The following is a 14,039-nucleotide window of genomic DNA, read 5'->3' on the forward strand; positions in this document are numbered from 1 at the left end:
CACTTACTTTTTCGGTTCTGCTTTTTGGCCAAACTCTTTTTCCCATTTTTCTAAAATTTTGTCACGATTTTCTGCTGCCCATTTAAAGTCATTCTTTTTATATAATTTTTCAGTAACATCTTTCGGGAATCCCTCTGGAAGTTTATAGTCATTTTTAATTGTCGCAAATCCATTTTTCTCAAAGTATAACTTCATTACATCATCAGTAATTGCCCAATCTAAAAATGCTTGCGCTAATTTATCATTTTTCGCATTATCTTTCTTAATAAGTGCGTTCGCTTCTACTTCCCATCCTAATCCTTCTTTCGGCAGTACAACTTCAACTGGGGCACCTTTTTGTTTTTCTTTTAAAGCACTATAAACCATTGATACACCGACTGGATATTCACCTGCTCCTGCTAATTTTGCTGGTTTTGATCCTGAATGCGTATAACTTGCCATATTATCATGAAGTTTCTTCATGTAATCCCAGCCTTTATCTTCACCCATGATTTGTAGCCATGCAGAAACTGTTAAAAACCCTGTTCCAGATGATGCTGGATGTGGCATAACAAGTGTTCCTTTATACTCTGGTTTCGTTAAATCTTCATATGATTCTGGCATCGGTAAATTTTTCTTCTTTAATTCTTCTTTATTTACAGCAATCCCCGTCATAAATGCAGTATTTCCTACCCATTTTTCAGGTTGCTTATCATCTTTAAATTGCGGAAGAACACGATCTGTTCCTTTTGGAGAGTATCCTTTTAACATATCTTTTTTATCTAAAGCTAATAGACTTGATGCCGCAGTTCCCCATACAACATCTGCTTGTGTATTTTTCCCTTCAGCTAGCAATTTCGCAGTAATAACTCCTGTTGAATCACGTACAATGTTTAATTTCACATCAGGATATTTCTTTTTAAAGGAATCAAGATAAATTGGTACAAGCTCTTCTTCAATTGCTGTGTAAACAGTTAATGATCCAGATAATTTTTCATCTTTCACTTTCGCTCCAGCACTTTCTTCCTTCTTTGCACCACACCCCATTAATAACGAAAATACCATTCCAGTCGCTACAGCTTTAAAGATTGTTTTTTTCACTGTTTCTCTCTCCTTTTACAAATCTTATGTACAACTCAAATATAAACAACTAGTGTAAAAGCAGTATTAAACCAACATTAATCTTTTGTTTGTTGTTTGTTTTTGTGTAATACGTTGCTACTTCTATGTTTTTTCGCATTTTTCTGCTAATAGAAAACACTAAATTTACAAATAATTAAAAAAACCTTTATAATCCCACAAAAAAATGAGGCGTTTGTAAAAACGCCTCATTTTTGTTTCCCTTTTTTTGAATTACGATTAGCATACTTTGCGCTATTTTCTCCTTCATACTCTAATGCAAATTCTGCATCCGGTAAGCTTTCTTTCGGAGTTTTATTATTATTGATTGCCGCATTTTGTTTTACTTTTCTTTTTACCAATACATTCACCTGCTCTCAAGAAATCACTTTCTACTCTAGTTTGAAACAATTTAAAATAATTATTACTGGCAAGTGTTAACAAGTACATAAGAGGCGTTCGATGGAAATACTACGTATGAAGAAATCATTATAAAAAGGAGCGATGATTTTGAAGAAAAAAGAAAAGATTCAATCACCAATTTTAGACGAAACGCTCCCGCATCAAATGAATTTTCCATCTTTTAAAGGAACAGGAAAAACGATGCAACAACCTTTTGTGAATCCATATGATGTTGTAATTGGAGACAGTAAATATAATTCCGAGAACAGTCCACTTAACAATTGGAGTGATGAAGTAGATCCTGCCATTATGGCTGGTGATGAGTGGATCCATCCTACAAATGATATTGGGTGGATTTCAGAAGAAAATCAAGAGTTGCTAAAAAACGAATCAGATAATAAAAATGAAGCTTTTATGCATCCACAATTTGGCATTAACGACTAAAAAACCATTCTACCTAACATAGGTAGAATGGTTTCATACTATCCAATAATAATCCGTTCTTTCGGGTATTTATAGCGAGGTGGTTGTTCCCTTCCACCACTAGCTAAAATAAATGTTAAAATACCAACGCGTCCGATAAACATAAGCACAATGAGTACAAGTTTCCCAATAGTTGTTAAATCAGGCGTAACACCTGTTGATAGTCCTGTCGTTCCGAAAGCAGAACAAACCTCAACAATTAAGCTCATAAGCGGTACATTTTCCGTAATAGATAAAACGAATAGCGCAGTAGCACATAACAAAATCCCCATCGTCATAACGACAGATGCTTTCAGTACATCCTCTTCATGTAACTGACGTTTGAAGACTCTAACTGTTCTACCGCCCCTTGCAAAGGTGTATAGTGACAATATACTAACAGCAAATGTTGTTGTACGTATTCCGCCCCCAACCGAACTTGGAGATGCCCCTATAAACATTAATATACTCATAAATAAAAGCGTCGGTTGTGACAATTCACGTATATCCATTGTAGCCAGTCCACCACTTCGCGTCGTCACAGATTGGAATAATGTATAGAAAACTGTTTCATGCCATGACTTTCCTGCTAAAAACTGATTTCGTTCTAGTAGAAAAATCATAATTGTTCCAACGATAACGAGTGCAAAAAATGTCGTTGTCGTCAATTTTGTAAATAACGAAAAGCGGAATAGTTGCTGTCGCCTTTTACTAAAGAATTGTTTTACTTCCATTAACACCGGGAAGCCAATCGCTCCTAAAATAATAAGCAACATATGAATCATTTGCACAATATAATCTTTTTTGTACGGAATTAGTGATTGTCCAGTTAAATCAAATCCTCCGTTCGTAGTTGCACTAACAGCGGCAAAGAAACCGTGGAAATAAGCTTCTTGCCAAGTTGGAAAATAAAGTAGAAATCTTGTACCTAATAGTATTGCTCCAATAAGTTCTATCGAAATAATTACAATTAAAATAGAACGCATCAATTCTACAAGGCCTGATAAATTCCCTTGATTATGATCTGCCATAATGAGTCTTCTTCTCTGCAAACCGATTTTTTTCCCCGTTATAATCCAAACAAACGTACCAAGTGCCATAATCCCTAAGCCGCCTAATTGTAAAATAAGGGCTAAAACAATAATTCCTGCTGTAGTAAACGTATCTGAAATCGTAATAACAGACAGTCCCGTAACACTTACCGCACTAACCGATGTAAAGAGGGCATCTATAAATGTCCATTTCACACCAGCCTTCGTAACAAACGGTAAACTAAGCAATATTACCGATACAACTACCGCTAATAAATAAAACAAAACGATGAGTTGTACAGGACGTAATTTTTGTAAAAACTTTTTTATATCTCTCATTCCATCACTTCGCTACCTTTTTTCTATCGATTAAATAAAGAAAAATCTTTACTTTCTTTATTTGTAAATAACTGCTCAAATAATTTGGCAAAGACCATTCCATATACAGTTCCATTACCTCCATACGGCAATGCGTAAAACAAATTATGTATCTTTTCGTCTTCTTTTAAAATGGGGAGACCATCATGAGTACCACCAAATGCGGCTGCCCAATAGTAGTCTGCCTGTATATTTTTATACTGCGGGAACAGTTCTTTTACAATATTAATAAGGATATCACGCTTATGCAATAATTTCGTATCACCGATTGTTTGAATTTGCATCGCTTCATCTAATCCGCCTACAATAATGCGGTTTCGATACGTTCGAAAATATAAGTAGGGCCGTGCCGTTTCCCAAATTAACGATCGCTCATGCCAGCCTTCAAACTGATCTATTTCATTTGTTACAATTGCATAAGAAGTTTCTACTGTTGTATTCTTTTCTTTCTTTCCAAAAAGCGCTTCATAACCTGTCGCCATAATAATATTCTTTGCTACAATTTGATTTCCTGTTTTCGTGTAACAAATTAAATCATTTTGGTGTTTTTTTATATGTATTGCCTCTGTATGTTCATATATATTAGCTCCCATTTGGTTTGCTTTATGCAAAAAACTATGCGCTAGTAAATACGGATTCACCTCAGCATCACCTTGCATATATAACGCTGCTTGTTTTGCAAAAGAATAACGTTTCTTAATATCAGCTTCTGTAAAATATTCAACTGGAAATCCATAATTCTGTAACGTATTATATTCCTCTTGTAAAAATGAGACATCCTCACTTTTACTTGCATAATATAAACTATTTCGCGGAATAAAATGGGGATCAATATCAAGAGTCGGTATAACCTCTTCCATTGTTCTTAGCGCTTCATAACAAAGCTTATATGCTCGTACCCCTTTTTCTTTACCAAATGTATGGATAAGAGAAGTTAACGATTTATCATGAAGAAATTGTAGTAAACCTGTATTAGCAGCTGTGCTACCACACGCAATTGCTCTTTTTTCAATAAGAGTAACACTCATACCAATTTTCGCTAACGAATGCGCTATATGAGCACCTGCTTCGCCACTTCCGACTACAAGTACATCACATATCATATCACTTTCTAACGGTGGATAACAAGGTACAGAAACTCCTGTATTCCAAAACAACTTACCGGTCATAAGTTTCATAATCATACTCCTAAAATATAAATTTCTCCTTTCTATGTTTTGTTATTTTCCATAAAAAAATCCAACTAACATAGGCTAGTTGGATTTTTTTATTTTTAATTAGAACGCTCTTCAAGCCAATTTCCAATCGTCGGATATGTTTGTTTTACAGCTGTTCCACCGTAAACAATAGACATATGCCCTGTCGGTAAACATACATATTGTTTATCTGTGCTAGAAATATGGTCTAGTAACGCTTCTACTTGACATGGCAAAGCGATATGATCACGTTTCCCGGAAATATTTAAGACATTCGCCTTAATATTTGCAAGGTCTACCTTTTGTCCGCGAATAACAAGTTCACCCTTAACCAGTTTATTATTTTGATAAAAATCACGAATCCACTGTCTGTATGATTCACCTGGGAACGGAATACCATCACCAACCCACTTTTGAACCAATCTCCAGCTTTCGACGAAGCGCTCATTCTCTGAACGATCTACTAAAGCAACATATGGACCAACAAAGTTCGTAATTGGTTTTAACATTTTGTTTCCGAAATCAATCATTTCTGGCGGAATATTTCCAAATGTATCAACCGCTTTATCTAAATTGAAGTATTTCTCATCTAATAAAGGACCATACAATCCTGTTTCAGAGAAATCAAAAGGACTTGTCATGAAAATTAAATTACGAATTGGCATGTGCGGATGAAGTGCTGCATAAATGGAAGTTAGCGTTCCACCCATGCAATAACCAAGTAAAGAAATCTCGTCCGCTTTTGCAGTTCGCATTACTTTTTTTACTGCTTTTGCAATATAATCAAACACGAAATCATCAAATTTCAAATGACTATCTTCTAAACCAAATGTGCCCCAATCAAGCATATACACATCAAAACCACGATCCACTAGATATTCCACTAAACTATTTCCAGGAGTTAAATCCATAATATATGGTTTATTAATAAGAGCATATATTAACAGAATTGGAACTCTTTGTGTTTTTTCTTGTTTTGGAATGTAGCGATAAAGCTTCGTCTTATTCTTCGTCCAAATAACCTCTTTCGGCGTTAATCCTACTTGCGGCTCTGGTTCACGTAATAAAATTTCACTCGCCCTTTTCACTCGGCGGTATGCTTTTCGGTACTCTTCTGGGTATAGCTCTAATTGCTTTTCCCATTCTGTTGCGAATGTAGTCATTTTCCTATCTCCTTTTTGGTCGATTTCCTTCTAAAAAAAGAAGTGCATTCCTGCTATGGATATGCACTTTTTTCTTACTTCATTACATATATAATCCGCCGTTAATGTTTAATTGCTGACCTGTGATATACGCACCGTCACGGCATAGGTATACTACACCTTTTGCAATTTCATCAGCTTGACCAAAACGTTTTTTCGGGATTTTTGCAACGATTTTTTGACGTACTTCTTCTGGTACTTCTGCTACCATTTCAGTATCAATAAATCCAGGGCAAATTGCATTTACAGTGACATTTGTTTTTGCAAGTTCTAACGCTAATGATTTTGTAAATCCTAACATACCCGCTTTTGCTGCTGAGTAGTTTGTTTGGCCAAATCCACCTGCTTGGCCAATAATAGAAGAAATGCTAATAATTCTTCCTTCTTCCGCTTCCGTTATGTATGGAAGAACCGCGCTTGTCGTATTAAATACGCTACTTAAATTCACGTCAATTACGCGCTCCCAATCTTCACGATTTAACTTTTTGAATGTACGATCTCTTGTAATACCAGCATTATTAACAAGAATATCAACTTTACCAAAATGATTCACAGCTTCTTCTACAAGTCGGTTTGCATCTTCTACTTTAGAAACATCCGCTTGCACTGCATAAACGTCATGTCCATCTTTTCCTAGTTCATTTACTAAATTTTCAGCTGCTTCTTTACTGCTATTATAGTTAATAACTACTTTCGCTCCCTCTTGTGCTAATGCTACTGTAATTGCTTTTCCAATCCCTTTTGCTCCACCTGTTACGATTGCTACTTTGCCATTTAATTGAACCATTTCTTTTCCCCCTTAAATGAATTTGTGAACGATTGTTATGAATCATTTTGGTACTCATACTGTAGAGTCCCTATATAATTATGTTTCGCCGTTTACACGTGAAAGAGATTCTCCCTCTCTCTTTTACCTGTTATAAACAAGCGCTTTTATCATTTTTTATTTTCCGGCTTATTCGCAGGCTTTATCTCTTCTTTTACAGGTACTTGTAGTTTAGCTAGTACTGCATTTTGCTTTTCTAGCAATTCTAAAATTTGATCTACTTTTGTTTCAAGCGTACGAATATCTTGTTTCACTTTCGTCACATCACGCTTTAATGTAGGAGCTTGTCCTAAAGAATCTACTTTCTCCTCTAGAAACTCCTCAATGTTATCTACTTTATTTTCTAAGTTAATAACAAGCGTAGCCACTCTTGCGATATCCTCTTTCGTCGGCACATTTACTTGTTCTAAATAGTTTTTTGTCGTATCATTTAATGCTTTTTGATAAAACAAATTCAAATCTAGAACGCTGCCCATCCAAGCAGAATATTCTTCTGTTTTAATTGTTTCATTGAGCGCTTTTCCCCAAAATGTTTCGGTTTGTTCATAAGCATTTTTCCATGCTTGTAGTGGATCGAATTTTTGATCAATCACTTTACCTACACTCCCTTTTTCGTTTTTGAAACAATTCAACCTATTCACTATTTTCTAATATTCTGAATAAAACTTCAAGTCTATATTTTATTTTTTTCTATTTTCTAACAAATGTGTTGACTTTAAAAACAGATAGGTGTAAATTGCACTTATAAGCAAAAAATTCCATCTAACTGATTCATGAGGTGATGCACAATCATGCTACAAAATGAACCAGAACAACGCGAAAGTTTGGAGAACAACCAAGCGAAACAACCAAACTCCATGCCAAAAAACTTCTTAGTTCCCTTCTTACTTCTCTGTCTAAAAGACTGGAGTCTTCATGGTTACAAACTTATTCAAATGCTAATGGATATCGGCTTTTCTTCTGTTGACCAAGGTAATGTTTATAGAACACTACGCAAATTAGAAAAAGAAAACCTTATTTCTTCTACTTGGGATACAAGCGATGGAGGGCCGGCAAAAAGAATTTATTCTTTAACTGAATATGGAGAGCAATATTTAACAACATGTGCGACTTCTTTTGAACATTATCAAAATATGTTGCGAACGTTTTTCACGTTATACACCAATGCATTCTTTCCATTTTCTACTTCTCCAGAAAAGGATGAAAAGGATTCTTCATCTTCACCTGGTGGTACAGCAGAGTAATCTGCGTTCACAATATGCAAAAAAACATTTGGGGGTCAAACAATGGAAACTAAACCATACGAATTAGTCGATGCATTTTGGAAAAACTGGTCTCAATCACTTTCCCTTTTCTCTTCAGCTGGGAAACAATTAGAGCAACTTACTTTAGAAACATTAAAACAACAACAAGACGCTTTGCATAAATTAACATCAGGAGTAGATGAACTAGAAAAAGAACTACAACAACTCACTGCTCAGTTCAATAACCAATATACAGATTACGTGAAACAATTAACTGGAAACTCCTTAAATGATCAAATTAACGAGTGGCAAGACAAGTGGAAGGAACTTTCTGCTCATATGCAGCAACTTACTGTTTCTCCTACAAAAACATCTTTGTCAATCCTTACACAAACAAGCGGTCAATTTGAAGAAACAACAAAACAATTTATTGAGCAACAACAATTACAACGTGAAGAGGCTCAAAAACAGTTAGAGGGTTTTTTGGAAGAGTTCAAGTCAAAACAGTTGGAACTCGCAAAAAAGTTCGAGGAAAATTCAAAAAATCTATTTACTTCCATCAAGTAAGAAAAATGTGGGAGCTAACTGCAGCACAAACAAAACTCTTTCTTCCTCCTACTACATCAAGATGGCTAGCATTTTTCGATATGGAAAAGAAGGAGGACAAAATGAATCCATTTCAAGAAGCACAAACTGTTCCGGAGCTTCGTTATGATGAGATTCAAGTCGGTGATCAAGCATCCCTTACAAAAACAATTACGGATGAAGATGTTATCAATTTTGCAAAATTGACTGGAGATGTGAATCCTATTCATATTTTAGATTCTTTTGCAAAAACAACAATGTTTAAAGAACGTATTGCTCACGGTATGCTCGTTTCGAGTTTTATTTCTACCATCCTTGGAACGAAACTCCCAGGCAAAAATACGATTTATTTATCCCAAAATGTTTCATTCCGTGCCCCTGTCAAAATCGGTGATACACTTCGTGTTGTGGCAGAGGTTATTAAGAAGCGTGACGATAAAAAAATCATTACGTTGCAAACAAACATATATAATCAATCAGATGATATTGTCGTGGAAGGAACAGCGACAATACTAAAAAAAGAGTAGCAAATTTGCTACTCTTTTTTCTATCCAAGAACTTCTAATCGCACCGATTACTTCCGCGTATGACTACGTCATTTCCACATAAAATAACGTTACCAGTTTAGATAAGAACTTAGCTGAACTGGACTACTCATAAGGATGTGTATCAACATGGTAAAAACAAACAAATTATTAGTTCCAGGTGCAGAGCAAGCGCTTGAACAATTTAAATATGAGATTGCACAAGAATTTGGTGTAAGCTTAGGGTCTAATACAGCATCTCGTTCTAACGGTTCAGTTGGCGGTGAAGTAACAAAACGTCTTGTTGCTTTAGCACAACAACAATTACGTGGATAATAATATAACATATGGCTTAGAGGCAGATATTCTCTGCCTCTTTCTATTTTCAACATACATAATAGTGCTTTTTCACATACTAATCAAAGCAAAATGAAAGGAGCGATATGTGAAATGAAACGGATTAATATTAGCATGAGCCCTCCCCGCGTTCTTACTTTATCTTTTCTTCTATTATCAGTTGTCGGCACATGCTTATTAAAACTGCCCATCGCTACGACAACGTCCATTTCATGGCTCGATGCCTTATTTACAACCGTTTCCGCTTGTACTGTTACTGGGCTTGGTGTTGTAGATACCGGAAAAATGTTTACTTTATTTGGACAATGTGTCATTTTAGCGCTTATACAAGTTGGCGGGCTTGGCATTATGAGCTTTGCTGTCTTAATTGCGATTATGCTCGGAAGAAAAATCGGTCTTCAAAACCGTATTTTATTACAACAAGCATTAAATCAAACGAATATCGGCGGCGTCATCCGTCTTGCCAAATCGTTATTTTTATTCTCTTTTACAGTCGAATGTATCGCTACTTTAATTCTTTCTTTTGAGTGGGTACCAAAATATGGGGTTACCAAAGGGATCTATTATAGTTTTTTCCATTCAATCTCAGCCTTTAACAATGCTGGTTTTTCTGTGTGGAGCGATAATTTAATGTCCCATTCTCATAGCATTCTTGTCAATTTCGTCATTTCCTCTCTCATCATTTTAGGTGGAATAGGTTTTACAGTAATCGTAGACATAAAAAGAAAGAAAAACTTTAAAAACCTTACACTACATTCAAAACTTATGCTTTCTTCTACTCTAATCGTCAACATTATTGCTACCCTTTTTATTTTTATATTCGAGTTCCATAACTCCCTTTCTATGAGAGGTTTTACCCCATTTGAAGAAGGAATAGCCTCTTATTTTCAAGCAATTTCAACGCGAACTGCCGGGTTTAATACAGTTGATATTTCTACATTGTCAAAACCTTCCCTCCTATTAATGATGCTCCTTATGTTTATTGGTGCTGGTAGCGCTTCAACGGGTGGTGGGATTAAGTTAACAACATTTTTAATCATATTTTTTGGCGTATTTAAATTTCTACAAGAACAAGAGGATATTGTCGTATTTAAAAAGTCCATTAAAGATACTCTCATTGTCAAATCATTAACTATTACTATTATTTCCATTTCATTTATCTTTTTTGCTATTTTAATTTTGAGTATTACTGAGCGAGTTCCTCTATTGATGAGTGCTTTCGAAGTATTTTCAGCATTTGGGACTGTTGGCCTCAGTATGAACTTAACACCCCACTTAACTATAATCGGAAAAGCTATTATTATCTTTATGATGTTTTTTGGGAAAATGGGTCCTTTAACATTGGCTTTTTCATTTGCTCGTAAAAAGAACCGGAAAATAAAATATCCGAATGAAGATATTTTAACAGGTTGACAACCGTAGAAATTATCCATATAATGAGAATACAATAGCATATCTCCAAAGGGGAGTAGCGTCCAAGAAAATTTCTTGGAAACAAAGTCGTCATTACGTAGAACTTAGTTCTTCCGGCTTTGTTGGCATTTTCATTACATATGTCTAGCAAGACCTTTGCCTATTAACGGCAGAGGTCTTTTTTGTATTCATTTCCAGATTCTTCCAAAGTTAATAGGCAGGAGTATGGGGAAACTAAATAGTGGGGAAATTCTTCACTTATTTAGAACTTATAGAAATGAGAGGAGAATGTACATGGATGTATCATTATTATTGGAGTATGGTTGGGTATTACTCATCCTAATTGCACTTGAAGGAATTTTAGCGGCTGATAACGCTCTTGTTCTTGCAATTATGGTAAAACATTTACCAGAAGAAAAACGAAAGAAAGCACTATTTTATGGATTAGCGGGGGCATTTGTTTTCCGATTCGGATCGTTATTTATGATTTCGTTCTTAGTCGATGTATGGCAAGTGCAAGCAATCGGTGCCATCTACCTTATGTTTATCGCTGGTAATCACTTATTTAAAACGTATGTTAAAAAGAATACGGATGAAGAAACTGAAGAAAAAGAAGCAAAGAAAAAACAAGAGAACTTTTGGTGGACTGTATTTAAAGTTGAGGTTGCTGATATCGCCTTCGCAGTTGATTCAATTTTAGCTGCTGTTGCACTAGCAATGACTTTACCAAAAACAGGATTAGGTACAATTGGTAGTCTTGATACTGGGCAATTCGTTGTTATCTTTGTGGGTGGACTTATCGGATTAATCATTATGCGATTTGCAGCAACTGCTTTCGTACAAATCTTAAAACGTAAACCAGGACTTGAAACTGCAGCATTCTTAATTGTAGGTTGGGTTGGTGTAAAGCTAGCAGTTTATACATTAGCACACCCTGCATTAAATGTAATTCCACATTCATTCCCAGAATCCACTCCGTGGAAGCTTACATTCTGGATTGTATTAGTCGGAATCGCAGTTGGTGGTTGGTTCTTCTCAAAAGAAGTAGAAGTAAAAGTAGAAAAGAATTTAGACGAAAAAGCGCTGTAATTACAGCGCTTTTTCTTTTTGCTTTCTTCCTCTCAATATCCAGAAAAAATTCCATTATACTATCTTTTGCAAACGCTTTCTCAATATATGTATGTCCTTTTTGTGAAACATTGCACAAACTTATTGAAAGTGAGAACAATTCCATGTACTTTATTCATATAAGGAGTATTTATAGAAGATTTACTAAAGGAGCGTATTACTCATGCTAGAACAAGGACTAGATTATGTTGTCAAACTGGCTAAAAGCAAAAAGAAAATGCTAGATATAAACCCAATGCAATATTTCATTCGTGCTGCACTTGCGGGTATTTATATCGGTTTTATTATTGTACTATGTTTTAAATTAGGTAATTTTTTTCACATTGCAGATTCACCAGCAACTTATTTAGCTGCTTCTATGTTTTTCGGGATTGCTCTCGTACTTATTATATATGGTGGTGCTGAATTGTTTACTGGAAACACAATGTACTTTACTGTAGCAACTTTAAGAAAGGAAACAACGATTTCTGATACACTGCGTAACTGGGTTGCTTGTTACGCAGGTAACTTAGGTGGCGCGTTATTCTTTGCCTTACTATTTTACGCAACTGGAATTTTTGAAGCAATTGATCACGGTCACTTAATGAGTAAAGTCGTTGAAGGAAAGATGAACACACCTACAATGCAGTTATTCTTTAAAGCCATTTTATGTAACTGGCTCGTATGTCTTGCTTGCTTCTTACCTTCTCAGGTCAAAGGTGACACAGCAAAAATAATGGTCATGATGCTACTTGTTTTCACATTCTTCTTATCTGGTTACGAACATAGTATTGCAAACTTATCACTCTTTGCTTTATCTTTAGTTTCACCGCATCCTGAGACAATTTCTTTTTCAGGTGCTATTCATAACTTAATTCCTGTTACAATCGGTAACATTATTGGCGGATCAGTATTTGTCGGTATGGTATACCACTACTTAACTAAGAAAACACCTGACGTTCAACAGGAAGAAACTGAAATCGCAGCAGCTCAACAAGAAGAGATTATTCCTTTACAAGCACATATGAAACATTAAAAACTCCAAAGTTTTACTTTGGAGTTTTTAGCTTCCCACATATTTAACAACAAGGTGAGGATTAATTTCTCCTTCTTCCTTTCCCTTATCCAATCTTTGTTTCATCTTATGCATACCGATGATATCATTCGTATGAAGGTGAATTTCATTTACATATAACCCTTCTGTACAAAAGGCTTCTACAAAATCTAGTCCACTTTTTTCTCCCCATCCCATATTAAAATCAAGGGAAAGAATATTCACACCATAATCCCGAACCATTTGTAAGGTACATTCTACTGTAGTTGCCGGCACATACCCGAACGGACAACTTCTTTGATCATCCATATATACGTTCATTTTCTATTCCCTCTCTACTTTGAATATGCGACCAATACATAACATATTGCCCCAAGGCTAATAAAAGGACCAAATGGAATGGGCTTTCGTACTTCTATACGCTTTAATACGATCCCAATCCCGAAAAAACAAAGACTAAAACAAGATGCTAAAAATAAAATGATAAAAACTCCCTTCACTCCTACTATAAACCCAAGCAACGAAAGTAGTTTTATATCTCCACCGCCAAGCCCTTCTGGATACATCTTTTGCATGCAATATAACAAAATGAATATAACACCACTACCAACTATACTATCTGTCCAAGTAACTAATTGTACAAAAACACTTTCGAGAATGAGTAAAACGGCAAATGAAATTAAAATACAATCAGGAATTAACATATATAAGTAATCTGTAAGTGAAATAATAAGAAGTAGCGAAAAAAGGGATAAAATGATAATAAGCTCTCGTTCTATTCCAATCATATACACGGTAAGAAGAAATATACTTCCTGTTATACATTCAAATGCTACATACATAATCGGAATTTGCCTCTTACAATTCGTACAACAGCCTCTTTGTATATAAAATGAAATGATGGGGATTAGTTCTTTTGGCCTTAGCACATATTTACAATAATGACAATGTGAACGCGGGGTAATGATAGACTCCCCTAATGGAACCCTCATCGCAACTAACATAAAAAATGAACCAAACACCATCCCTGCTAACAGTGCATATAAATAAGTGAACATCCCTTCCTCTCCTTTCCCAAAAAACATAGCAAAAAAAGGAGAGAACTTCTACTTCATATTATCCATTATTCTACTAAAAAAGCAGGCCATTTTCTGGCCTGC

At 35.3% G+C, this 14,039-nt stretch carries 17 protein-coding genes and 1 riboswitch; of the genes, 8 read left to right on the forward strand and 9 right to left on the reverse strand.

Features of this window, described 5'->3' with window-relative positions:
• Window positions 1-3: 3 nt before the first annotated feature.
• Together N2V92_RS28200 and N2V92_RS28205 are read right to left on the reverse strand one after the other, a co-directional pair.
• Window positions 4-1,080 carry a putative 2-aminoethylphosphonate ABC transporter substrate-binding protein gene (locus N2V92_RS28200; protein ID WP_000750915.1) on the reverse strand — a complete coding sequence of 359 codons (1,077 nt, stop codon included), beginning with the start codon at window positions 1,078-1,080 and terminating at the stop codon, window positions 4-6.
• Window positions 1,081-1,307: 227 nt separating this feature from the next.
• The gene (locus tag N2V92_RS28205) at window positions 1,308-1,460 is read right to left on the reverse strand and encodes a hypothetical protein (protein ID WP_000240799.1); all 153 of its coding nucleotides are present in this window, start codon (window positions 1,458-1,460) and stop codon (window positions 1,308-1,310) included.
• 148 nt (window positions 1,461-1,608) lie between these two features.
• Here N2V92_RS28205 and N2V92_RS28210 point away from each other — a divergent pair, with 148 nt between their 5' ends.
• The gene (locus tag N2V92_RS28210; RefSeq protein ID WP_000726020.1) at window positions 1,609-1,944 is read left to right on the forward strand and encodes a DUF3905 domain-containing protein; all 336 of its coding nucleotides are present in this window, start codon (window positions 1,609-1,611) and stop codon (window positions 1,942-1,944) included.
• A gap of 38 nt (window positions 1,945-1,982) precedes the next feature.
• Here N2V92_RS28210 and N2V92_RS28215 read toward each other — a convergent pair whose 3' ends face one another.
• The 5 genes from N2V92_RS28215 to phaR form a co-directional block, all read right to left on the reverse strand.
• Complete coding sequence (locus tag N2V92_RS28215) at window positions 1,983-3,332, reverse strand: TrkH family potassium uptake protein (protein ID WP_016077949.1); 1,350 nt, start codon at window positions 3,330-3,332, stop codon at window positions 1,983-1,985.
• Window positions 3,333-3,355: 23 nt separating this feature from the next.
• Window positions 3,356-4,549, reverse strand: a complete 1,194-nt coding sequence (locus N2V92_RS28220; RefSeq protein WP_000772566.1) for an NAD(P)/FAD-dependent oxidoreductase — start codon at window positions 4,547-4,549, stop codon at window positions 3,356-3,358.
• Window positions 4,550-4,644: 95 nt separating this feature from the next.
• Window positions 4,645-5,730, reverse strand: coding sequence for a class III poly(R)-hydroxyalkanoic acid synthase subunit PhaC (gene phaC / locus N2V92_RS28225; RefSeq protein WP_000206331.1), 1,086 nt, complete (start codon window positions 5,728-5,730; stop codon window positions 4,645-4,647).
• 82 nt (window positions 5,731-5,812) lie between these two features.
• Complete coding sequence (locus N2V92_RS28230) at window positions 5,813-6,556, reverse strand: acetoacetyl-CoA reductase (protein WP_000250407.1); 744 nt, start codon at window positions 6,554-6,556, stop codon at window positions 5,813-5,815.
• A gap of 149 nt (window positions 6,557-6,705) precedes the next feature.
• A complete protein-coding gene (phaR, locus tag N2V92_RS28235; RefSeq protein WP_000566941.1) occupies window positions 6,706-7,188 on the reverse strand; it encodes a polyhydroxyalkanoic acid synthase subunit PhaR in 483 nt (160 codons plus the stop codon).
• A gap of 198 nt (window positions 7,189-7,386) precedes the next feature.
• Between phaR and phaQ the strand changes: the two genes are divergently transcribed.
• From phaQ to N2V92_RS28270, 7 genes are all read left to right on the forward strand, one after another.
• Entirely contained in the window at window positions 7,387-7,839 is a 453-nt protein-coding gene (gene phaQ / locus N2V92_RS28240) for a poly-beta-hydroxybutyrate-responsive repressor (protein ID WP_000939954.1), read from the forward strand.
• Window positions 7,840-7,881: 42 nt separating this feature from the next.
• Window positions 7,882-8,406, forward strand: coding sequence for a polyhydroxyalkanoic acid inclusion protein PhaP (phaP, locus tag N2V92_RS28245; RefSeq protein WP_000448596.1), 525 nt, complete (start codon window positions 7,882-7,884; stop codon window positions 8,404-8,406).
• Window positions 8,407-8,507: 101 nt separating this feature from the next.
• Window positions 8,508-8,951, forward strand: a complete 444-nt coding sequence (locus N2V92_RS28250) for a MaoC family dehydratase (RefSeq protein WP_001067916.1) — start codon at window positions 8,508-8,510, stop codon at window positions 8,949-8,951.
• 147 nt (window positions 8,952-9,098) lie between these two features.
• The gene (locus tag N2V92_RS28255; RefSeq protein ID WP_000241212.1) at window positions 9,099-9,284 is read left to right on the forward strand and encodes an alpha/beta-type small acid-soluble spore protein; all 186 of its coding nucleotides are present in this window, start codon (window positions 9,099-9,101) and stop codon (window positions 9,282-9,284) included.
• 114 nt (window positions 9,285-9,398) lie between these two features.
• On the forward strand, window positions 9,399-10,718 hold the full coding sequence (locus N2V92_RS28260) for a TrkH family potassium uptake protein (RefSeq protein WP_000822358.1): 1,320 nt from the start codon (window positions 9,399-9,401) through the stop codon (window positions 10,716-10,718).
• Between the two features lie 38 nt (window positions 10,719-10,756).
• A riboswitch (yybP-ykoY riboswitch) is annotated at window positions 10,757-10,930 on the forward strand.
• An 82-nt stretch (window positions 10,931-11,012) separates the two neighbouring features.
• Window positions 11,013-11,807, forward strand: coding sequence for a TerC family protein (locus tag N2V92_RS28265; RefSeq protein WP_000383326.1), 795 nt, complete (start codon window positions 11,013-11,015; stop codon window positions 11,805-11,807).
• Window positions 11,808-12,009: 202 nt separating this feature from the next.
• A complete protein-coding gene (locus N2V92_RS28270) occupies window positions 12,010-12,861 on the forward strand; it encodes a formate/nitrite transporter family protein (protein WP_016077951.1) in 852 nt (283 codons plus the stop codon).
• Between the two features lie 27 nt (window positions 12,862-12,888).
• Here N2V92_RS28270 and N2V92_RS28275 read toward each other — a convergent pair whose 3' ends face one another.
• Complete coding sequence (locus tag N2V92_RS28275; RefSeq protein WP_001103766.1) at window positions 12,889-13,200, reverse strand: cyclic-phosphate processing receiver domain-containing protein; 312 nt, start codon at window positions 13,198-13,200, stop codon at window positions 12,889-12,891.
• A 14-nt stretch (window positions 13,201-13,214) separates the two neighbouring features.
• Window positions 13,215-13,937, reverse strand: a complete 723-nt coding sequence (locus N2V92_RS28280) for a prepilin peptidase (RefSeq protein WP_016077952.1) — start codon at window positions 13,935-13,937, stop codon at window positions 13,215-13,217.
• Between the last annotated feature and the right edge of the window lie 102 nt (window positions 13,938-14,039).

The sequence above is a fragment of the Bacillus sp. CH_48 genome, assembly GCF_038008465.1.
Taxonomy (GTDB): Bacteria; Bacillota; Bacilli; order Bacillales; family Bacillaceae_G; genus Bacillus_A; species Bacillus_A thuringiensis_S.

What these genes read in the sequence shown, in the direction of transcription:
- N2V92_RS28250 (WP_001067916.1), top strand. Translation starts at nt 8,508, where the DNA reads ATGAATCCATTTCAAGAAGCACAAACTGTTCCGGAGCTTCGTTATGAT.
- N2V92_RS28265 (WP_000383326.1), top strand. Translation starts at nt 11,013, where the DNA reads ATGGATGTATCATTATTATTGGAGTATGGTTGGGTATTACTCATCCTA.
- phaQ (WP_000939954.1), top strand. Translation starts at nt 7,387, where the DNA reads ATGCTACAAAATGAACCAGAACAACGCGAAAGTTTGGAGAACAACCAA.
- N2V92_RS28280 (WP_016077952.1), bottom strand. Translation starts at nt 13,937, where the DNA reads ATGTTCACTTATTTATATGCACTGTTAGCAGGGATGGTGTTTGGTTCA.
- phaC (WP_000206331.1), bottom strand. Translation starts at nt 5,730, where the DNA reads ATGACTACATTCGCAACAGAATGGGAAAAGCAATTAGAGCTATACCCA.
- N2V92_RS28220 (WP_000772566.1), bottom strand. Translation starts at nt 4,549, where the DNA reads ATGAAACTTATGACCGGTAAGTTGTTTTGGAATACAGGAGTTTCTGTA.
- N2V92_RS28215 (WP_016077949.1), bottom strand. Translation starts at nt 3,332, where the DNA reads ATGAGAGATATAAAAAAGTTTTTACAAAAATTACGTCCTGTACAACTC.
- N2V92_RS28275 (WP_001103766.1), bottom strand. Translation starts at nt 13,200, where the DNA reads ATGAACGTATATATGGATGATCAAAGAAGTTGTCCGTTCGGGTATGTG.
- N2V92_RS28230 (WP_000250407.1), bottom strand. Translation starts at nt 6,556, where the DNA reads ATGGTTCAATTAAATGGCAAAGTAGCAATCGTAACAGGTGGAGCAAAA.
- N2V92_RS28260 (WP_000822358.1), top strand. Translation starts at nt 9,399, where the DNA reads ATGAAACGGATTAATATTAGCATGAGCCCTCCCCGCGTTCTTACTTTA.
- N2V92_RS28270 (WP_016077951.1), top strand. Translation starts at nt 12,010, where the DNA reads ATGCTAGAACAAGGACTAGATTATGTTGTCAAACTGGCTAAAAGCAAA.
- phaP (WP_000448596.1), top strand. Translation starts at nt 7,882, where the DNA reads ATGGAAACTAAACCATACGAATTAGTCGATGCATTTTGGAAAAACTGG.
- N2V92_RS28255 (WP_000241212.1), top strand. Translation starts at nt 9,099, where the DNA reads ATGGTAAAAACAAACAAATTATTAGTTCCAGGTGCAGAGCAAGCGCTT.